Source organism: Chryseobacterium sp. JAH, from assembly GCF_001507335.1.
Lineage (GTDB): Bacteria > Bacteroidota > Bacteroidia > Flavobacteriales > Weeksellaceae > Chryseobacterium.
The window spans coordinates 1-20,313 of record NZ_LMAH01000007.1 but is presented as its reverse complement, the minus strand read 5'-3'; the positions used below and the strand labels follow the sequence as shown (position 1 = coordinate 20,313).

At 36.3% G+C, this 20,313-nt stretch carries 16 protein-coding genes and 1 pseudogene; 8 read left to right on the top strand and 9 right to left on the bottom strand.

Features of this window, described 5'->3' with window-relative positions; genetic code table 11:
• Positions 1-74: 74 nt before the first annotated feature.
• Complete coding sequence (ruvB, locus tag AR685_RS14060; RefSeq protein ID WP_047444967.1) at positions 75-1,097, bottom strand: Holliday junction branch migration DNA helicase RuvB; 1,023 nt, start codon at positions 1,095-1,097, stop codon at positions 75-77.
• A 209-nt stretch (positions 1,098-1,306) separates the two neighbouring features.
• Here ruvB and hutI point away from each other — a divergent pair, with 209 nt between their 5' ends.
• From hutI to AR685_RS14035, 5 genes are all read left to right on the top strand, one after another.
• Positions 1,307-2,533 carry an imidazolonepropionase gene (gene hutI, locus AR685_RS14055; RefSeq protein ID WP_059124945.1) on the top strand — a complete coding sequence of 409 codons (1,227 nt, stop codon included), beginning with the start codon at positions 1,307-1,309 and terminating at the stop codon, positions 2,531-2,533.
• A 1-nt stretch (position 2,534) separates the two neighbouring features.
• Positions 2,535-3,644, top strand: a complete 1,110-nt coding sequence (locus AR685_RS14050; protein ID WP_059124944.1) for a DUF695 domain-containing protein — start codon at positions 2,535-2,537, stop codon at positions 3,642-3,644.
• A gap of 5 nt (positions 3,645-3,649) precedes the next feature.
• Complete coding sequence (hutG, locus tag AR685_RS14045) at positions 3,650-4,564, top strand: formimidoylglutamase (protein ID WP_059124943.1); 915 nt, start codon at positions 3,650-3,652, stop codon at positions 4,562-4,564.
• A 127-nt stretch (positions 4,565-4,691) separates the two neighbouring features.
• A complete protein-coding gene (locus AR685_RS14040; RefSeq protein WP_059124942.1) occupies positions 4,692-5,984 on the top strand; it encodes an aldehyde dehydrogenase family protein in 1,293 nt (430 codons plus the stop codon).
• Between the two features lie 66 nt (positions 5,985-6,050).
• Positions 6,051-6,617 (top strand): hypothetical protein, encoded by a 567-nt coding sequence (locus AR685_RS14035; protein WP_047444957.1) that lies wholly within the window; start codon positions 6,051-6,053, stop codon positions 6,615-6,617.
• A 49-nt stretch (positions 6,618-6,666) separates the two neighbouring features.
• Here the strand turns inward: AR685_RS14035 and pyk are convergent, their stop codons facing one another.
• The 7 genes from pyk to AR685_RS14000 form a co-directional block, all read right to left on the bottom strand.
• The gene (gene pyk / locus AR685_RS14030) at positions 6,667-8,112 is read right to left on the bottom strand and encodes a pyruvate kinase (protein WP_047444955.1); all 1,446 of its coding nucleotides are present in this window, start codon (positions 8,110-8,112) and stop codon (positions 6,667-6,669) included.
• Positions 8,105-8,578 carry an IPExxxVDY family protein gene (locus AR685_RS14025; protein WP_047444953.1) on the bottom strand — a complete coding sequence of 158 codons (474 nt, stop codon included), beginning with the start codon at positions 8,576-8,578 and terminating at the stop codon, positions 8,105-8,107. The genes pyk and AR685_RS14025 overlap by 8 nt, the downstream gene beginning before the upstream one ends.
• A complete protein-coding gene (rnc, locus tag AR685_RS14020) occupies positions 8,556-9,320 on the bottom strand; it encodes a ribonuclease III (protein WP_047444951.1) in 765 nt (254 codons plus the stop codon). Before rnc ends, AR685_RS14025 begins: the two co-directional genes overlap by 23 nt.
• Positions 9,321-9,330: 10 nt before the next feature.
• Positions 9,331-10,575, bottom strand: a complete 1,245-nt coding sequence (gene fabF / locus AR685_RS14015; protein WP_059124941.1) for a beta-ketoacyl-ACP synthase II — start codon at positions 10,573-10,575, stop codon at positions 9,331-9,333.
• Between the two features lie 31 nt (positions 10,576-10,606).
• Positions 10,607-10,846 (bottom strand): acyl carrier protein, encoded by a 240-nt coding sequence (locus tag AR685_RS14010; protein WP_002976354.1) that lies wholly within the window; start codon positions 10,844-10,846, stop codon positions 10,607-10,609.
• Between the two features lie 310 nt (positions 10,847-11,156).
• Complete coding sequence (locus tag AR685_RS14005) at positions 11,157-12,935, bottom strand: alkaline phosphatase (protein ID WP_082671944.1); 1,779 nt, start codon at positions 12,933-12,935, stop codon at positions 11,157-11,159.
• Positions 12,936-12,957: 22 nt separating this feature from the next.
• Entirely contained in the window at positions 12,958-14,082 is a 1,125-nt protein-coding gene (locus AR685_RS14000) for an alkaline phosphatase (protein ID WP_059125051.1), read from the bottom strand.
• Positions 14,083-14,358: 276 nt separating this feature from the next.
• On the opposite strand from AR685_RS14000, the gene AR685_RS13995 reads away from it, so the two are divergent.
• Together AR685_RS13995 and AR685_RS13990 are read left to right on the top strand one after the other, a co-directional pair.
• Entirely contained in the window at positions 14,359-17,124 is a 2,766-nt protein-coding gene (locus AR685_RS13995) for a SusC/RagA family TonB-linked outer membrane protein (protein WP_059124940.1), read from the top strand.
• Positions 17,125-17,143: 19 nt separating this feature from the next.
• Complete coding sequence (locus AR685_RS13990) at positions 17,144-18,886, top strand: RagB/SusD family nutrient uptake outer membrane protein (RefSeq protein ID WP_059124939.1); 1,743 nt, start codon at positions 17,144-17,146, stop codon at positions 18,884-18,886.
• Positions 18,887-18,973: 87 nt separating this feature from the next.
• On the opposite strand, the gene AR685_RS17890 is transcribed toward AR685_RS13990, so the two are convergent.
• A complete protein-coding gene (locus AR685_RS17890; protein WP_117584646.1) occupies positions 18,974-19,144 on the bottom strand; it encodes a lmo0937 family membrane protein in 171 nt (56 codons plus the stop codon).
• A gap of 915 nt (positions 19,145-20,059) precedes the next feature.
• Between AR685_RS17890 and AR685_RS13980 the strand changes: the two are divergent.
• Positions 20,060-20,313 (top strand): annotated as a pseudogene (locus tag AR685_RS13980) (peptidoglycan-binding protein LysM); the annotation flags it as partial.

Sequence of the window (20,313 nt, the reverse complement as noted above, 5' to 3'; positions counted from 1 at the left end):
TTTGTTTTTAGAGTATTGTATTTTCAAACTTAAGAAGATTGTATGAAATCTGAAGTATCTAAGTTTATTTAAAATTAAAAAAGTTCTCCCGGATTTCTTGGTATTGCAATATTCAAATGACGATAAGCTTTTTCCGTTACTTCACGTCCTCTTGGCGTTCTGATGATAAACCCTTCCTGAATTAAAAACGGCTCGTAAACTTCTTCTAAGGTTTCAGGGTTTTCTGCAATGGATGTCGCCAGAGCTGAAATTCCGACAGGTTTTCCTTTGAAATTTTCAATCATCACGCGCATGATTTTATTATCCATTTCGTCTAAACCGAATTCGTCAACATTTAATGAATTCAAAGCATATGTTGTAATATTAATTTCAATTTCTCCGTTACCTTTAATTTCTGCAAAATCACGAACCCTTCTCAATAAAGCGTTTGCAATTCTTGGTGTGCCACGACTTCTTCTGGCAATTTCAATGGCTGCATCCTCATAAATAGTCACACCCAAAACTCGTGCACTTCGGATAATAATTGTTGAAAGGAGTTCAATTGAATAATATTCCAATCTGCTCTGGATCCCGAATCTCGCCAACATCGGCTTAGTCAACATGCCGCTTCGGGTTGTTGCACCAACTAATGTAAAAGGATTTAAACTGATCTGTACACTTCTCGCATTCGGGCCGGTTTCAAGCATGATGTCAATCTTATAATCTTCCATGGCAGAATAAAGATATTCTTCCACAATCGGTGAGAGTCTGTGAATTTCATCAATAAAAAGAACATCATTTTCCTCTAAATTGGTAAGCAATCCTGCAAGACTTCCGGGTTTATCCAGGACAGGACCAGAAGTGATTTTACAATTGACTCCCAATTCATTGGCGATAATATTGGATAAAGTAGTTTTTCCCAAACCTGGCGGACCGTGAAGAAGAACATGATCCAGCGCACCGCCACGATTCTTTGCGGCAGCAACAAAAACTTCAAGATTTTCTAGTGTTTTTCTTTGTCCGGCAAAATCTTTAAAGCTCTGCGGACGAATTTTTTCTTCCTGTACGAGTTCGTCATCGGAATAATTTTCCTTATCAGGATGTAAAAAATCTGGCATTAATTCATTTCATTTACCTCAAAGATAACAAATTTAGGTTTAGGCTGAGACTGAGATTGAGGAAAATTTGAGGCTGAGTTCTAAGGTTGTGCAACGGTTACAGTTCTGTAGAGACATGATTTAGGAAATTGATATATTTTGAGTAATTTTGAGAGAGAAAATTTCAGCGTTGCGGTTTCGGCCACAACCTCAAACTTAACCGTAATTTAATGAAATTAATTGGACCTTTCACGCAGGTGGTTACACTTGCCAATCTTTCCTTAAGAGGAAAACTTTCAGACGAACAACTAGAAGTTATTGTTGATGGAGGAATTTTAGTGGATAATCACAAAATTCTAAAAGTAGGAAAATTTGAAACCTTAAAATCAGAAAATCAGAATATAGAAATTGAAATAATTGAAGGTAAACAAATCGTTCTCCCTGCTTTTGTAGATTCTCACACTCATATTTGTTTTGGAGGAAACCGTGCCAATGATTTTGCCATGCGAAATGCCGGGAAAACCTATCTTGAAATTGCAGAAAGCGGTGGCGGAATCTGGAGTTCTGTGCAACATACCAGAAATGCTTCTGAAGAAGAATTATTAAAAACTTTGTTAGAGAGAATTAATATTTTGATTTCTTTAGGAATCACAACCATTGAAGTGAAAAGCGGTTACGGTCTTGATGCAGAAAACGAATTAAAAATGCTTCGAATCATTAAAAAAGCGCAATCTCAGACAAAGGCAACATTAGTTTCTACCTGTCTCTCTGCACACCTGAAGCCCAGAGATTTTGAGGGAGATAATAAAGCCTATTTAGAGTATGTCTTAGATGAAATTTTACCAAAAGTAAAAGAAGAAAAATTGGCTAATAGGGTTGATATTTTTATTGAAAAGTCAGCATTTCAACCTGAAGAAAGTAAAGAGTTTTTACTTAAAACTAAGGACTTAGGTTTTGAAATTACGGTTCATGCCGACCAATTTACGCCGGGCAGCTCGAGGATTGCTGTTGAAGTAGGTGCACAATCAGCCGATCATTTAGAGGCGACTATTGATGAAGATATTGAGTTTTTAGCACAGTCAGATACTGTTGCAACAGCTTTGCCTGGCGCAAGTTTAGGTTTGGGTGAAAAGTTGACCCCGGCACGAAAATTATTGGATGCGGGCGCAATTTTGGCAATAGCCAGTGATTGGAATCCTGGTTCGGCCCCAATGGGAAATTTAATTACTCAGGCATCAATTTTAGCAACGTATGAAAAGCTAACAACTGCTGAAGTTTTGGCTGGAATGACTTTCCGTTCAGCATTTGCACTTGGTCTGGAAGACAGGGGGAGGCTGGAAAAAGATTTGAAAGCAGATTTTGTAACTTATAAAACGGATAATTTCCAAAACATATTATACAAGCAGGGAAGTCTGAAGGCTGAGAATGTTTTTATTGATGGATCAAAAATAATATAAGATGGGATTGTTTGATAAAGTTTTCGGTAAAAAAGATAAATATGGAGATCGGGAACTTCTGACCTATCAGGATTTCTGGAATTGGTTTTTAACGAAAGAGAATGAATTTTATCAAGTTGTAAAAGATCATATAGATATTGAGAAAGATTTTTTTAATATTATCTCCCCAAAACTTCACAACATCAATGAAGGTTTTTCTTTTCTTACAGGGATGTGCGATGATTCTACAGTAGAATTGATCATTACTGCAGAAGGAGAAATTAAAAATATTGTTTTTGTTGAAGAACTTATCGGGGCTGCTCCAAAATTAAAAAACTGGAAATTTACAGCTTTAAAATCCGAAATGAATCTTGAAAGTGGAATAAAGATGGAAGGTTATGAGTTTACCACTGACAATATTTTTTTCTATGCCAATGAAATAGAAGGTTATCCGGACGAGATTGATATCACTTTTGTATATGAAGGCCTGACTGAAGAAAATAGAAATTCTGTAGTCAATGGAGTTTGTATCTTTTTGGATAATTTTTTAGGTGAGCTCAATTTTGCAACACAGATTGATACATTTAATGTTATCGGTGAAAAAAAAGCCAATCAAGAAGTAATCCCTGTGACTAAGCTTAAAGATTTCTTGCTGTGGCGGGAAAGAGAATTTACCGAAAAATATAAAAACATAAAAAATTACGATAAGGATGAGAAATTTTCAATTTTTGAAGCAAGGTTGCAAAATGGTCTGCCACTCATTGCTGCGATAAATACTTCACTCTTAGAATATGATTCTAAAGCTTCTTATCCATGGGTTTCAGTACTGAAAATACAATACGATGGAAAAAGTAACAATGGACTGCCTGAAAAACGTGACTACGAACGATTAACCGAAATAGAAGAAAAGCTGATTGAAGAACTTAAGAGTGAGAACGGACATTTGTACATTGGCAGAGAAAATGCAGATAATGTAAAAGAAACGTATTTTGCAAGCAAAGATTTCAGAGAGCCATCTAAAGTTTTTTCAAGAATAATACACAGTCATCCAGAATATAAAATGTCAGTAGAAATTTACAAAGACAAATACTGGCAAAGTTTCGAACGCTATAATATCAATCAAAATAAATAAAAATTATGATCTGGCAAGGAAGATTAGATGGAGAAGAACCATTGTTTCACAGACTTTTTCAGCGTGTGCAGGAAGCAGAAAATCATGATCTTATTATAACTAATGATTTCGTTTTACATGGTTTTGCTGTAGATGAAGGCGTTAAAAGAAATAAAGGGAGAGTAGGAGCGAAAGACGCACCAGACATTATCAGAAAAAACATGGCCAATTTCCCAGTGATCTTGCCGGATTTTTCGATGCTTGATTTTGGAAATGTCACTTGCGAAGACGGAGAGTTAGAAAAAGCTCAAAATGCCCTTGCAGAAAATGTTGCTCAGGTTTTGGCTAAAGGAGCAAAATCTCTGGTATTGGGTGGTGGTCATGAAGTCACTTTTGCCCATTATTCTGGCATTAGAAATGCTTTTCCGGATAAAAAAGTTGGAATCATCAATATCGATGCTCATTTTGACAACCGTAAACCGGAAGAAGGAATCGGTGCAAGCTCGGGAACAGGATTTTGGCAGCTTGCACAGGAAGAAAATAACCATACGCTGCATATTGGGATTCAACGAAATTCAAATACCTTAAAACTATTCGATACAGCGCATCAACTCGGAATGAAGTACATCTTAGCAGACGAACTGTTTTTTGAAAATCTTCCTTCAGTGTATGAGCGAATAACAGAATTGATAGACTCGGTTGATGTTCTTTATTTGACGATCTGTATGGATGTCTTCAATGCCTCAATCGCGCCTGGAGTTTCTGCCGCTGCTTATAACGGTTTGTTTACAGATGCAGCTTTTATGCATTTCTATAAACATATTCTGAAGAGTGAAAAGCTCATTGCACTGGATGTTGCAGAAGTTAATCCTCAATATGATATTCAGGAGAGAACAGCGAGGTTAGCAGCGAGCTTGGTGAATGAATGGCTGATGATCTAAATGACTAATTAAGTCAATAGAGATTATCATTTTTTTAATATAACGAAGGAACATATTTTGTTGCCTTACTCATGCTTTATCCAAAAGCAGAAAATTCATTTTTGAATTTTTTAAATGAAATTACAACATGGAACAATTAATCGAAAGTAAACTCATTAAGGCAGATAAAGCTTTTACAGAGTGGAAAAAAGTGTCTTTTGCAGAAAGACAAAAACTCATTGCAAAAGCTGCAGAATTATTTAAAGCAAAAGCAGAAGAATTTGGCACCATCATTACCAAAGAAATGAATAAACCCATTTCACAGGCTATTTCAGAAGTAGAAAAATGTGCGTTGATGATGAATTATTATGCGGAAGCCGCCGACGTTTTACAACCCGAAAAAATAGAATCTGAATATAAAATTTCTGAAATTCATTACGTTCCGAAAGGTGTTATTCTTGGTGTCATGCCCTGGAATTTTCCTTTCTGGCAGGTTTTAAGATTTGCAACGCCTGCAATTTTAGCAGGCAATACAGTGGTTCTGAAGCACGCTTCAATCTGTTTCGGAAGCGGAAATACAATTGAAAAAATATTTGCTGAGGCAGGCTTTCCAGAAGGTGTTTTTCAAAATCTAGAAGTTGGACACAAAGAAGTGAAAGAAATTCTTGAACATCCGACTGTAAAAGGAGTAAGCCTTACCGGAAGCGAAAAAGCAGGGGCTGAAGTGGCATCAATTGCCGGACAGAAAATCAAGAAATCTTTGCTTGAATTGGGAGGAAGTGATGCTTTTATTGTTTTGGATGATGCAGATTTAGACGAGGCAGCAAAAGTAGGTGCTTTGGCAAGACTTCAAAACTGTGGACAGACGTGTGTTGCGGCAAAAAGATTTATCATTCAGAAAGACGTTGAATATGACTTCTTACCAAAATTTATTGAAGAATACAAAGAATACGTCCCTGCAGACCCTATGAATAAAGAGACTAAATTGGGAGGAATGGCAAGACCGGATTTGGCAGATGATTTAGAAAAGCAATATCAAAAAGCTTTGGATAATGGTGCAGAAGCTATTATTCCTTTGGAAAGAATTTCTGATAACGAATTCAAGCCGGGATTAATCAGTGTGAAAAAAGGAAATCCTATTTTACAGGAAGAATTATTTGGACCTTTAGGAATGTTGATGATTGCTGAGAATGATGATGAAGCGCTTGAAATGGCAAATGATATTCCTTTTGGACTTTCAAATTCAGTCTGGACTAAAAATACAGAGCGTAAGCAATTTTTCATTGATGGATTAGAATCCGGAACGGTAAATATCAACAGAATGACCAGTTCTGACCCACGTTTCCCATTTGGGGGAACAAAGACCTCAGGATATGGAACAGAGCTTTCATTATTGGCTTTAAAAGAGTTTGTTACGGCGAAGACTATTTTAGGGAAATAATTCTTTAATTTAATTCCTGACTTTTAGATTTAATTAGCTATTTTTCAGTAATATTTAAATTAATATATGAAAAAATTTGTTATTCTAGTTGGAATTATCATTGCACAGAATGCCTTCTCTCAAGAAGAAAAGTGTGGGTTGAAAAAATCTGACTTCAATATTTATAAAGTAGGTACTGAGGATTTAAAGTGTTTAGCAAAAAACTCAGATAAAAGAAATACGATTTTTTTCACTTTTGCCAGCTGGTGCCAGCCTTGTCTTTACCACCTGCCGAATTTTAAGAAGATTGAAAAATTTTACAACGTCGACTCGTATGTTCTTCTTATGGATAATGAAGGAAGTGAAAGAATAAAAAGTGCAGTAGATTATGTACTTAAAGATTATCCCGAGGCGAAGATTGTTATTTTAAAAGATAGAGAAAAGAAAAACGGTAGAAAATATAAAGATTTTGTAAAAGAAATCACGCCGAGTCAATATGAGGTTATTACGGATATGTCGAAGTATATCGTTTTAAATAATTCCGGAGAAGTGCAATTGGTAACCAATTGGAAAGATAATAAAGAATACCCTCAATGGAAGGATGATACTTCTACAATCAAAAGAATTGTTTTGCCATTACTGGAAAAGAAATAACAAAAAACTCCCGAGAATTCTCGGGAGTTTTTGCTTTATGTCATTAGGATTAAATCGTTGTTAATCTCAAAGTATTTGTTTTTCCGCCTTCGTAAGATGGTGTTGCATTGATGTTGATGACAAAATCTCCAGTCTCAATATAACCGTGATTATGGGTCAACATATTCACCTGAATAATTGTTTCATCAGTAGATTTGTTCATATCATAATGGTAAGCACGAACTCCCCAAAGTAAATTCAGCATCGTGATTACTCTCCTGTTTGAGCTGTAAACAATAATGTGAGAATTCGGTCTGTGAGCAGAAATCTGAAACGCTGTATAACCTGAATTTGTTAGAGTAACGATCGCAGAAACATTCGTGCTCTTAGCAATTCTTACTGCTGCAAGACAAACTCTGTTCGTAATAAATCTTTCGTCGATACAGTTGAAGTCCTTTTCGATTGGTTCATTTTTATGTTGGTAAAAATTCGTCTTCTCAATATTCTGAACAATTTTCGCCATATTTTCAACTACCTGAATAGGATATCTTCCCACAGAAGTCTCCCCTGAAAGCATTACCGCATCGGCACCATCAAGTACTGAGTTGGCAACGTCATTTACTTCAGCCCTTGTCGGAGTTAAGCTGTTGATCATCGTTTCCATCATTTGAGTAGCGATAATTACCGGTTTAGAATAGAATCTTGCTTTCTCAACCAATGTTTTCTGAATCGCAGGAACTTCCTCCATAGGAACTTCTACACCAAGATCTCCACGAGCCACCATAATTGCATCACACTCCAAGAGAATCTGATCAATATTTTTCACTCCTTCCGGCTTTTCAATTTTTGCAATGATCGGTGTTTTCAATTTACCTTTTGGATGCTTGGACATCAATTCTTTCAAATCGATGATATCTTGTGCATGACGTACAAATGATAGCGCAATCCAGTCAACCTCCATGTCAAGCATGAAATTGGCGTCCAAAATGTCTTTTTCTGTCAGTGCAGGAAGCGAAACATTGGTGTTTGGAAGATTAACTCCTTTTTTAGAGCTCAAGGGTCCACCTTGAATTGTTTTAGCTCTTACCGTATCTATTTTGTTGGTTTCAAGTACTTCTAAAACCAATTTACCATCATCAATCAAAATTCTTTCCCCAACATTTACATCTTGAGGAAATTGTTGATACGTCATGTAAACTTTTGTAGAATCTCCTTCAATCTTTTCATTTGTAAATGTTAAAACATCACCTGGATTAAGATATGAACCTTCTTTTACAACACCAACTCTCAATTTTGGTCCCTGTAAATCGGCTAGAATACCAACGGAAAACCCGTATTCTTTATTAAGTTCTCTGATGCTTTGAATATTGGTACGAACCAAGTCGTAATCTGCGTGTGAAAAATTTATTCTAAATACGTCAACACCAGCTTTCATCAATCCTAACATTACTTCCTTTGAAGAGGAAGCGGGTCCAAGCGTTGCGATAATTTTTGTCTTCTTTAAATACTTATTCATAATACTGTATTATTTGATATAGTTCTTCTTCAGAACTCAGATTGTAATCTTGAATTGGAAACACAAGATTTTCAGGCAGCAAAATTACGGAAAAATCAGTGAATTGTTCCGGACTGTGCAGAATATATTCTACTTCTACCTGATTATTTAATAAAAATTTAATGTTTTCTTCTTCTGAGAAGAGCTCAGTTTGTAACTTTTTTAGTTTACTTTCTGAAGATTTGTTTGAAATAAAAGTGAAGCAAGTCTTTGTAAACTTGTGATATGCTTCGAATCTCGGAAAATAATAATCGTAGTAAACACCGTGAAATACAAGATCTTTAATTCTGGAAAATGTAAGATCATTACTTTGATTTATTTTAAAAAAAAACTCGTGATCGGGTATATTTTTAGCTAATCTTACCAATCCTATGGTAATATCTTCAAATTCTATATCGCCAAGATCATACAGTTTTTGGATTTCCAAGTATATTTTCTTTTTTATTTAAAATATAAAATGCTCTCTGTGCCGCTTTTTCTTCAGCTTTCTTTTTTGAAGTTTCGGTAGCATTGGCAATTTTTTCATCACCTAACCACACGTGACACCGGAAAACAATACTCTTGTTCACCTGAATTTCTTCACAAGTTTCGTACTTGATGTTGAGCTTTTTCTTTTGACTCCATTCCAGCAGAAGACCTTTGTAGCTCACAATTTTATTTTCAAGCTTGTTGATTTCTGAAGGCGTAAGAAGTCTTTCCAGTACGATTTTTTTGCATGTATCGTATTGAAAGTCAAGGTAAACAGCTCCCACTAGTGCTTCGAAGAGATTTCCTGAGATATTTTCTCCTAAAGCAGCAGAATTGTTATTTTTTTGTAAAAGATCGGTAAGTTTTAAATCTTCTCCTAATTTATTCAGATTCTTCCTATTTACAATTTTAGATTTCATCTGTGTCATATATCCTTCGTTACCCTTAGGATAAGTGCTGAACAAATGACATGAAACAATTGTACCCAAAACAGAATCTCCCAAAAACTCAAGTCTTTCGTAGTTACTGTCTTGATTTTTAGAAGAATTTTTAATAGAAAAAGCTTCGCGGTAAAAGTTAATATTCTGAACAGGTAAGCCTAAAATTTTATTAAGCTCAATACTCAGGAAATAATCTCTTTCCGTTAATACTTTTTTTCTTTGTTTGAGAAGGAATTTAGAAAAGTATTTCTGTAACTCCATTCAGTAATAATTAGATTTTCTTGAATAGAACGCAAGCGTTGTGCCCACCAAACCCGAAAGTGTTACTCATAGCTACTTTCACATCTTTTTTAACCGCTTTATTGAATGTGAAATTTAATCGGCTATCGATTTTTTCATCATCTGTAAAATGATTGATAGTAGGAGGAACAATACCGTGAATAATAGTTCCCAAAGCAGCAATAGCTTCAATAACTCCGGCAGCACCCAAAAGGTGACCTGTCATTGATTTTGTAGAATTAATCTGAATGTCGTAAGCGTGCTCACCAAATAATTTTGATATTGCGCTAGATTCTGCGAAATCTCCTAATGGAGTAGAGGTACCATGCATGTTGATATGGTCTACTTCATCAGCAGTTAATCCGGCATCTTCCAAGCAATTTTTCATTACTAAGTAAGCTCCTAAACCTTCAGGATGTGGTGCTGTCATATGATGTGCATCTGCACTCATACCACCACCCAATAATTCTGCATATATTGTTGCACCGCGCTTTACAGCGTGTTCATATTCTTCAAGAATGATTGCTCCTGCACCTTCACCCAATACAAAACCATCTCTGTCTTTGTCAAAAGGTCTTGAAGCAGTAAGAGGATCATCATTTCTTGTCGAAAGTGCCATCATTGCATTGAAACCGCCAACGCCACTTGCTGTAACGGCAGCTTCTGAGCCTCCGCAAACAATAACGTCTGCCTTTCCAAGCTGGATCAGCATTTTGGAATCAATCAATGCGTTTGCAGATGATGCACAAGCAGAAACAGTAGTATAATTGGGACCGTGGAAACCATACTCTATAGAGATATGTCCCGGTGTAATGTCCGCAATCATTTTTGGAATAAAAAATGGATTAAATCTTGGAATGTCAGTGTTTGCCCATCCTAAAACCTCAGTTTCAAAAGTTTCTAAGCCACCAATTCCAGATCCCCAGATAACTCCGACTCTGTGTTTATCTACATTGTCTTCCATAATCCTTGAATGAGCAACTGCCTCTCGGGCAGCTACCATACCAAGTTGAGTGTTACGATCCATTTTTTTGGCGTCTTTCTTATCGAAATGATCCAATGGGTCGAAGTTTTTCACCTCACAAGCAAATCTTGTTTTGAAGTTTGTGGCATCAAAAAGAGTAATCGGAGCGGCTCCGCTCTCACCTTTTAACAGGCTTTCCCAGTATTCATTCGCATTATTACCGATGGGTGTTAAGGCGCCAAAACCGGTTACAACTACTCTTTTTAATTCCATAAACTTTCTAAATTTTCTTTGTTGAAGAATATTATTTATTTACTACTTCTTCAATATAAGCAATAGCGTGCCCTACAGTAGTAATTTTTTCTGCTTGGTCATCAGGGATTTGAATGTTAAATTCTTTTTCAAATTCCATGATTAACTCAACGGTATCAAGTGAGTCAGCTCCTAAATCATTTGTGAAGCTAGCCTCTGGAGTTACCTCTGTTTCTTCAACGTCAAGCTTATCAGCGATGATAGCTTTTACTCTTGATGCAATGTCTGACATAGTAAATTATTTTTTTTAATTGTTAGATTGTGCAAATATATAAAATTCTTTACGATAAAACATTTTTTTAGTCTTTTTTGTCGACCAATACCGCTTATTTTATTGTCTCAGGCTTTAGTATTTTAGTTTTCAGTGTTTTATATTTTAAATTAAATCGGATTGTGGGTTTTGATATTTTATTTTTTAATTATCAAAACTTTTTAGTTTAAATTTTTATTAAAATATACATGAAAACTGGATTTTTAAAGTCTAATGAATTGTCTAAATTAATATTTTGCTTTTATTGTTTGTTAGGTTTCTCTTTTAATTTCTACTGAATGTTCAAGGCCTTCAAAATTCTGTGAAAAATTTCGTTGTTTTCGTAGACACCAGTGAATGTATCAGATTTCGGGCCATACGAGAAAACGGGGATTAAGGTTGCTGAATGATCATCAGTGGTAAAATCTCCTTCAACTGTTTGAGACTGCAGGTCTCCGTGAGGAATGCTGAAACCACCAGTCTCGTGATCTGCAGTGATCACAATCAATGTTCCAGGGTTTTCGTCGGCAAACTGTACTGCTCTTGTGATGGCTCTGTCAAAATCTATTCCTTCAGTGATTATGGTTCCGGTATTGTTGCTGTGGCCACCGCTGTCAATCTGTGCGGCCTCAATCATCATAAAGAAAGGTTTCTTTTTCGAATGTAAGAAATGCAATCCGTTTTCTACCAGTTCGGAAAGTAAATTTCCGCGGCCTTTCAAAACCGAAGGTACACCATGGTCAGAAATATAATAAGCTAAACGGTCAGCTTTGCTCTTTGAGATATCTTGTGGTGTTTCAGAAATTGTAAACTTTGGGAGTGGGAAGACTTTTGATTTTCCTCCTGCAGCGAAGAATGTCAGTTTGCTTTTTATTAAATCTTCGGCTATTTCTTTTTCCATTCCCCGGTCTTTTTGGTGGGCGTAGAATGCGGAAGGTGTTGCGCCGACGATTTCATCTGTGGTGATAATTCCTGTATTGAATCCTTTTTTCGATAAAATTTCACTAATATTTTGGATGGTTTTTCCATCAGGATCTACCCCGATAAATCTGTTTTTTGTCTTTTTTCCTGTTGCAAAAGCTGACGCTCCGGCTGCAGAATCTGTTGAGAAATTATCTGTGGAAGACGTTTTAATTAAACCGATATTTTTCAGTTGAGTTAAAGTCAGCTGACCTTTATTCGCTAAAACTGACGAAGAGATTTGCGATAATCCGTTTCCGTCACCAATCAGTAAGATTACATTTTTGACAGGGATATTTTTATTTTCATAAAGGAATTTCGGAGTGTAAACTTCTGAGAATAAATTGTTTTTAAATGTTCGCGAGGGTAAAGTGGAAATGTATTCAACGCAATCTTTCGGTTTATCGGTATTGATGTAATCCACACCATTGTTGGTGAAGAATTCCCATGAAGTTTTAGAATCAGGAATTGCCCAAAACCGAATGGGCTTCTTAAAAGCTTTAGCTTCTTTAATGATCTTTGTTAGTTTGGGAAGGTCTGCTTCTGTCAATCCGCCTTTTCCGTTCCAATTTGAATACTGTTTGAAATTTAAACTTAGCAAAGCTACTTTCTCCCATTGTTCAGGCGTGAGATTTATTACTTTCTGGTAATCAAATCTTATGAAATCAGGATAGGAAGTGAAGTCTTCAGGTTTAGGTTGATTTCCGGAAATAACAAAACTGAATGTTTTCTGATTGCTGAGTTTAGGATGCTTTTGGATTTCAGAAACGATTTTTTGAAGTGTAGTCTTTGCATCGGTTTTAATATCAATCAGAATCTGAACAGGTTGATCTGAATTTAATTTAAGGTCAATAACTTGTTCGATGGGTTTTAAGTACAGGTTTTCAAAAGTTCTTTCTTTTGAAATATTTTTTTGATCATGGGCGACAAATAGTTCGTTGTTTTCAAGAAAAACATCGGCTTCAATAGATTGTGCGCCGGCTCCCAAAGCGTACCAGAACGGAATTTTCTGTTCGTAATCATTGTGAGAGTGGGCTTTCGGGGTCTGTGCCGAAATTTTTAGTCCTAGTAAAAGTAGACAGAACAGACTTATGTTGTATGTAAACGACATTATATTTGAATTTTTAGTTTGATTATTTAATGTGAACTCCTGATTCTTTCAACGCTTCCACAAGTTTATGATAGATAGTGTTGTTCGGATAGACTCCGGAGAAGAGTTCCTGGTTTTTCCCCATCGCAAAAACAGGAACCAGAGCCGCAGTGTGCTGATTGTCAATAAAATTAATCTGTACTTTGCCTTTAATATTCTTTTCTTTTCCTGTCGAATCTTTTTCCATGAATTTTCCGATGCTTGCACCGCCGGTTTCGTGATCTGCTGTAACGACCAAGAGTGTGTTTGGGTTTTCTTTGATAAACTTCATGACCACACCAATCGTTTTGTCGAAATCAAGAACTTCTTTTACCATCATCTCACCATCCTTCGCGTGGCCACCCCAATCGATGAATGAACCTTCCACCATTAGAAAGAAAGGTTTTTTATTTTTTGATAAATAATCTAAAGCAGTCTGTGTAGCTTCCGGAAGAAAATCACCTCTTCCCTGAACTTTATTGGGAAGCTCGTCCTGTGCCAAGAGATAAAAGTTGTTTTTATTTTGAATGGGTTTTGAAAGTTTAACGGTATCTATATTATAATTGAGTTTTTTAAATTCATTCAGAAGATTTTTGCCGTCTTTTCTTTTGTTAAAAAATTTCAGACCACCGCCAGCTAAGAAATTCACGTTGGCCTTTACCAAATCAAGCGCAATGTCTTCATGAAGGTCTCTGTCTTTTACATGTGCATAATACGAAGCAGGTGTTGCGTGAGTAATGCTGGTTAAACTTACTAATCCGGTCTGGTAATTTTTTTTCTGAAGCTGTTCAAGTATAGTTGGAAGTGCTATGGAGTCTTTATTGACACCGATTGCTCGCTTGTAGGTTTTCTCACCTGTTGATAAAGCGGTTGCTCCGGCGGCAGAATCTGTAACCCAGTCGCTGGTAGAAGAAGTCTCTGAAAGTCCTACAATTTTAAATTTTTGAAAGTTGGGTTCTGAATTTCCAAAATAGAACGCTGAAGTGACCTGAGAAACACCCATGCCGTCACCAATCATAAAAATAATATTAAGAGGTTTCTGGGTCTGTGCTTTAATTATTGTTGTAAAAAGAAGCAAAGTAAACAGTATAGCTTTATTAGCTTTAGCAAATGTGGAATAAAATTTCATAATGATTGAATTTTTGATAATTTTAATTAATGTGAAATTAGGGGGCAAAATTACTCATAAATAGATTCGGGAAAGAGGATTTGAAAATGAGAAACCTAATGTTAACGGGTAGTGTGTTGATTAAAAGTTTATTATAAAATATGTTCGGGTAAAAGTTGATATAAATTTAATTTTTAGCAGTAAAATTCACATTGCATTAACTTATTTATATTCATTTGTTAAAGCTTAATTAACATATTCTGGCCTTCGACGATCCTAATTTTGCACAAAAAAAGAATGAAACGTATTTATCTCGTGCCGACTGTTTTGATGAGTTGTGTCAGTTTAACATTTGCGCAAAAAAAAGAATCCGATACTATCAACGATGAGAGCAAATTGAAAGATATTGAAGAGGTGGTAATGGTGGGATACGGAAGTCAGAAAAGATCTGATGTTACCGGATCTGTAGGATCTGTAAAAAGTGAAGATTTCAATAAAGGGATGGTTGCGAATGTGGGTCAGTTACTTCAGGGAAAAATTGCCGGAGTAAATGTTACCAATATAAGTGGTGAACCCGGGGCTAACCAAAATATTATCATCAGAGGAGTTGGGAGTTTACGTTCAGGTACTACACCGCTTTACGTAATCGACGGTTTTGTAATTGATAACAGTACCACCGGACCCGCTAATAACCCGATGAACTTCATTAATCCTGATGATATAGAATCGATGGATATTTTAAAAGATGCTTCTGCAGCTGCAATCTATGGAGCAAGAGGAGCAAATGGAGTTATTATTATCACCACTAAAAAAGGGAAAAAAGGAAGAACTCAGATGAATCTTTCTTCCAACCTTACGATTTCCAATCTTGCCAAAAAAATGAATGTTTTTGGTGCAGACGAATTCAGAAGACAGGTTGTTGCTGCCGGAGGAAAATTAGACGATATGGGAGGAAACACTGATTGGCAGGATGAATTAACAAGAACAGGTGTTTCTAAAAATGTGAATTTTTCAGCATCAGGAGCAACAGATACTTCAAATTATTATGCAACTTTAGGATATGAAGATCAGGAAGGAATTCTGTATAACAGTAATCTGAAAAGATATTCCGGACGTGTAAATGTTTCACAAAAAGCATTTGACGGAAGAGTTAATATTGATTTTAACTTAAACGGAACAAGAACTGAAAATAACAGACCCAATGCGACAGATGTAGTTTCTACGATGCTTACCTGGAATCCTACATATCCGGCTTATACCAATGGTTCGCCAACAACGGTGTTCAATAATGGTGCTTTCAATCCGCTGATTCGTCGTGAAATTTATAAAGATTATACTACAAACAACAGGATTTTAGCCAACATTTCTCCTTCGGTAGAAATTATTAAGGGGTTGACTTATAAGGTGAATTTAGGAATTGATTATTCTACAGCAGAAAGAGTAATTCAGAATATTCCGAATGCGATTCCTTTGGAAATCGGAACTTTAAACCTAAGCAATTACTCAAACAACAACACGCTTTTAGAGAATACTTTAACCTATAGATTTAAAATCAGCGACCATGATTTTAATGTAATGGCCGGACATTCTTATCAGAAATTAATGTTGACATCGAGAGGTTGGTATTATCAGAATTTCCCACTCAACGGAATCGAGCCGCAATATCAGATTCCTGCAGCAGGAGCGGCCAACCAGACCACAACGATCGTTGCCAACAAAAATGAATTGCAGTCTTGGTTTGGAAGGTTAAATTATGATTTTCAGGATAAATATCTCTTAACTGCTACCTTAAGAGCAGACGGATCTTCTAAATTCGGAGCCAATAACACGTATGGCTTTTTCCCTTCTGTTGCTGCAGGATGGAATATTTCTAAAGAAAGCTTCATGGAAAACATAAGCACAATCAATAATTTGAAATTGAGAGCAAGCTGGGGTAAAACAGGAAATCAGGAAATCCCGGGTAAAGTAACAAAACGAAGTTATCAGGCTGATTCCAACGGAACTGCACAGGCAACTTACCCTCTGAACGACAGCGGAAATTATCCCGTAGGAGTTTATCTGGTAAGAGCTGACAATCCTGATCTTCAATGGGAGGTAACCACCCAAACCAATGTTGGATTAGACTTTGGAATTTTAAATAACAGATTAACGGGTACTGTTGATTTCTTCAATAAAATTTCTGATAATGTTATTTCAGTAATAAATACTGTAGATCCTGTAGAACCGGCTGCGACGATGTGGAAGAATATCTCAAATATGAAGATCAAAAATACAGGTTTAGAACTTACGCTGAATTATAATAGTGATACAAGCAAAGCTTTCACTTACAGCGTTGGCGGAAACATGTCATTCATTAAAAACAAAGTAACAGATTCTCCCTACAAAGTAATTTCTACGGGTGAAGCTCAAGGTCCGGGAACAACTAATGCGGTAATCAACGGATATGTCAATAATGAGCCAATCGGAACATTTTACGTAAGAGAATTTTTAGGGATCAATGCCAATGGTACAAACATTTTCAGAGATGTAGACGGAGACGGTATCATCACAGATAACGACAGGGTAGCGGCTGGAAGTGCATTACCGGATTTCACGTACAACATCAATCTGAAAGCAGCTTACAAAAATTTTGATTTAGGGCTAAATTTCAATGGAGTAGCAGGGAATATGATTTATAACAACACTGCATCTACTTTATTTTCAAGAGGGAGACTGGGAATTTCTCAGAATACTACAGATGCTGCAACTCAGTTTCCTAATGAAAGCTTAAACAACACCAATGCAATCTCTACAAGATATCTGGAAAAAGGAGATTTCTTAAGATTAAACAACGCTACTTTAGGGTATAATTTAAATCCTCGATTTCTGGGAATTGGTGAGCATATCAGAAACATCAGATTCTCGGTAACAGCTCAGAATCTGTTTATCATCACCAAATATTCAGGTTTTGATCCGGAGATCAATACGGGGCTTTCTCAGGGAGGAATTCAGTCGTTCGGGATTGATTACGCAACGTATCCTAAAGCAAGGAGCTTTGTTTTTGGTGTAAACGTAGCATTTTAATTATTTAAAAAAAGAAAAAATGAAAAATAAATTTTTAATCTCAATATTGAGCTTAAGTACTCTCGTTGCAGTAGGATGTACAAATCTGGATGAACAGGTAATCGATGAATCATTGGAGGCAATAACTGCTACACCTGTAGAATCTTTTATTGCTGCTGCCTACGGTCCGCTTCCCGATGCATTTACCCATACCAAAAATTATGGACTTCAGTTAATCAGTTCAGATCAGGCGATTCTTCCGCCAAGAGGAAGTGGAAACGATTGGTATGACGGAGGGAAATATATCGAGCTTCACCAACATACAACCACAACCACGAATGTTGTGGTACAGCAGACTTGGGATGCCATGAGATTGATGATTTCGAGAACGGTGACGGCCATTGAGAAACTTCAGCCATTAGCGGCAACAGATGCAAATGCGGCAAGAGGAGTTGCTGAAATGCGTGCTTTGAGAGCTTATTATAATATGTTGATGCTTGATTATTGGGGGATTGCATTTAAAAAAGATAACAGCGGTCAAAATTCGGAGATCTTAAGAAAACAGGAAGCAATTACTTATATCGAAAGTGAATTTCTTGCAGTAGTAAATGTTCTTGACAATTCAAAAGGTCCGGGAAGAATGTCTCAGGCTTCGGTGAATGGTTTCCTGGCGCAACTTTACCTTAATGCAGGAGTTTACCGAAATCCTTACGGAACGCCGGTTTTTTCGGCAACCGATATGGATAAAGTGATAGAATACACGAATAAGGTTATTACTTCAGGTTCATTTACACTGTCTCCCGAATACTTTGCGATTTTTGATGATAACAACCACTCCAATAAAGAATTGGTTTTTGCAATTGATCAGCGTCAGGATCTTAATACTTCGCACAACAGATTAGGGTATTGGTCTTTATCTGGGAGTCAATATCCATTGGCAGCGTTCCCGAAAGCCAACGGAACAGACGGACCAGCCATCACTTCTGATTTTTATAACACCTGGGTTCAGGCGTACGGAAGTACAGATCCTGCTCAGGCGGATGCCAGATTTTATAAAGAAAACTTTACAGTGCCACAGAATTTGCAGAATTTAACGGGAGTTACTCCTGCGAATGATTCAAATCATTATTTCCTTGTGAATGGTTCTACATATGAAATCAACAGGGGGATTCAGAGAGGAGTTCAATGGGGACTGAGAAATGCTTCAAACGGACAGCCATTTAAAATTGATGAGATAACCGGACAATACAAAATCTACCCGATTATTGAGCAGAGAAATGGTTTTGTAAACTATGTAAATCACACTCTGGATATTGATCTTGAAAATCCGAATAACAAAGATTATACGGATGGTTACAGAGTTTCAAAATACCAGTTCAGCAGAACGTCTGACACAGGAAGAAACAGAGGGAATGCTGATATTGTCCTGCTGCGTTTAGCAGATATTTACCTGATGAGAGCAGAAGCTCAGCTGAGAAAAGGAAATGCAGGAGCGGCTTTACAGGATGTTAATCTGGTAAGAGCTTCAAGAACGGCACGTCCGAGCGTAACTCCGCCGGCCTTAACTTCAATTAATCTTGATTTGCTGTACCGTGAAAGAGGATTTGAATTTTACTGGGAATATTCCAGAAGAACAGATATGATCAGATTCGGGCATTACGAGGATGTTTACACATCCAAAACCAATTCCGATCCTAGAAAAAGATTATTCCCGATTCCTCAGTCTGCGATTGATGGTGCATCAAGTGTTCCTGGCTACCTGGTGCAGAATGAAGGATACTAGAATATATTTTAATTTTTTACTTTTTTACTTTCAAAAGAAAATACCAACAGGATCTGTTGGTATTTTTTTCTTTAATAGTTTTAGTTTTTAATCAAGCGGTTTTCTGCCGCTGATAATGTTGTAAAGTACTACGATAATAGCAATTACTAATAATACATGTACTAGTGAACTTGTACCAATTCCCGGTACGACATTCAGCATACCTAATAGCCATACGATAATACAAATGACTGCGACTAACCATAGTAAACTTCTCATAATAATTTTTTTTTGGGTGTTATATTTTAGTATTAGCATATACTGTGCCTTTTTTAAGATGAGGTGAAAGTTGTGGTATGTGTGAATGAAAAAAGAGTGTAGGAAATTGAATTCTTTTTAGCCGTAAACAAGAACCTTTTGCCGGGTAGACAATCTTTTGGCATTAGCTCAGCAAAAAATTGAAACGCACTATCCGTTATCTTTCTCCATTAACTATTCTCTTTTCTTAGCCTGTCGTTGAGGTAAAAAAAGAACCCACGCCGTTGTATATACTCAGTATTTAGTGAGTGTTCATGACCTCACCCTGCGGGTGTACAGGCACCCTCGTTATTTTTATGAGTTATCCGATGATCAATTCGATACCGGCTTTTTCAGCTTATATTTTATTTTGGTCTGCAACTAATAATAACTCCAGTTGCGAAGCACAAATTCCTGTTCTTTGGCAATTCCTATTTTTATTTTTCGCAATAACATCACTCCTGCTATATAGTTTCTAAGTATGAAAAAGGGATAGAAATAGAAACTTGGGGAAAGAATAGGTCTGTTAATTGGGAGTGAAATCAAAATTAAAGGATAAGTAATGTTAAATGTTAAAAGTTTCTGTTCATAAACCGACATTGTGTACAATCTCAAGAAACCATGATATAAATATTTTTTGTGAAAACCTAAGAAAAATTATACGCAAACGGTAATTATTTTACAACAGCTTTATAATAGAAATAACAGCAATTTAAATAGGCCCTCAACACTTTCTAAGTGTTGGGGGTTTTCTATTTAAACCTAATTAATAATCCTGTAGTTATTTTACTACATGAACTTCCATTTTCTACTACAAAGAAACTTTTATCGCTGCCGTAGATTTGTAGTGTTCAAAAGAGAACAATTAAATAAGAAATAAAATAAAAGATTAATATCATGACAAAACAATTCGCAATCGCAGCCTTAACTATCGGAGCCATCATATTAGGAACTAACAATGTTCAAGCTCAAAATACTACCGCAACCACAACAGTAAACATTACCCTGAAAGATGTAATCTCTATAGACAGCGGAAGTACTGCCATCGGTAATACAGTTGACTTTAACTATGCGACTGCGGCAGATTACAACTCTGATCAAACGATTACTAAAGCCAACTCTTTGAAAATTACTTCAACGAAGAACTTTAA

Coding starts and splice junctions, on each gene's coding strand:
- ruvB (WP_047444967.1), bottom strand. CDS start 1,097: ATGCCAGATTTTTTACATCCTGATAAGGAAAATTATTCCGATGACGAA.
- hutI (WP_059124945.1), top strand. CDS start 1,307: ATGAAATTAATTGGACCTTTCACGCAGGTGGTTACACTTGCCAATCTT.
- AR685_RS14050 (WP_059124944.1), top strand. CDS start 2,535: ATGGGATTGTTTGATAAAGTTTTCGGTAAAAAAGATAAATATGGAGAT.
- hutG (WP_059124943.1), top strand. CDS start 3,650: ATGATCTGGCAAGGAAGATTAGATGGAGAAGAACCATTGTTTCACAGA.
- AR685_RS14040 (WP_059124942.1), top strand. CDS start 4,692: ATGGAACAATTAATCGAAAGTAAACTCATTAAGGCAGATAAAGCTTTT.
- AR685_RS14035 (WP_047444957.1), top strand. CDS start 6,051: ATGAAAAAATTTGTTATTCTAGTTGGAATTATCATTGCACAGAATGCC.
- pyk (WP_047444955.1), bottom strand. CDS start 8,112: ATGAATAAGTATTTAAAGAAGACAAAAATTATCGCAACGCTTGGACCC.
- rnc (WP_047444951.1), bottom strand. CDS start 9,320: ATGGAGTTACAGAAATACTTTTCTAAATTCCTTCTCAAACAAAGAAAA.
- fabF (WP_059124941.1), bottom strand. CDS start 10,575: ATGGAATTAAAAAGAGTAGTTGTAACCGGTTTTGGCGCCTTAACACCC.
- AR685_RS14010 (WP_002976354.1), bottom strand. CDS start 10,846: ATGTCAGACATTGCATCAAGAGTAAAAGCTATCATCGCTGATAAGCTT.
- AR685_RS14005 (WP_082671944.1), bottom strand. CDS start 12,935: ATGTCGTTTACATACAACATAAGTCTGTTCTGTCTACTTTTACTAGGA.
- AR685_RS14000 (WP_059125051.1), bottom strand. CDS start 14,082: ATGAAATTTTATTCCACATTTGCTAAAGCTAATAAAGCTATACTGTTT.
- AR685_RS13995 (WP_059124940.1), top strand. CDS start 14,359: ATGAAACGTATTTATCTCGTGCCGACTGTTTTGATGAGTTGTGTCAGT.
- AR685_RS13990 (WP_059124939.1), top strand. CDS start 17,144: ATGAAAAATAAATTTTTAATCTCAATATTGAGCTTAAGTACTCTCGTT.
- AR685_RS17890 (WP_117584646.1), bottom strand. CDS start 19,144: ATGAGAAGTTTACTATGGTTAGTCGCAGTCATTTGTATTATCGTATGG.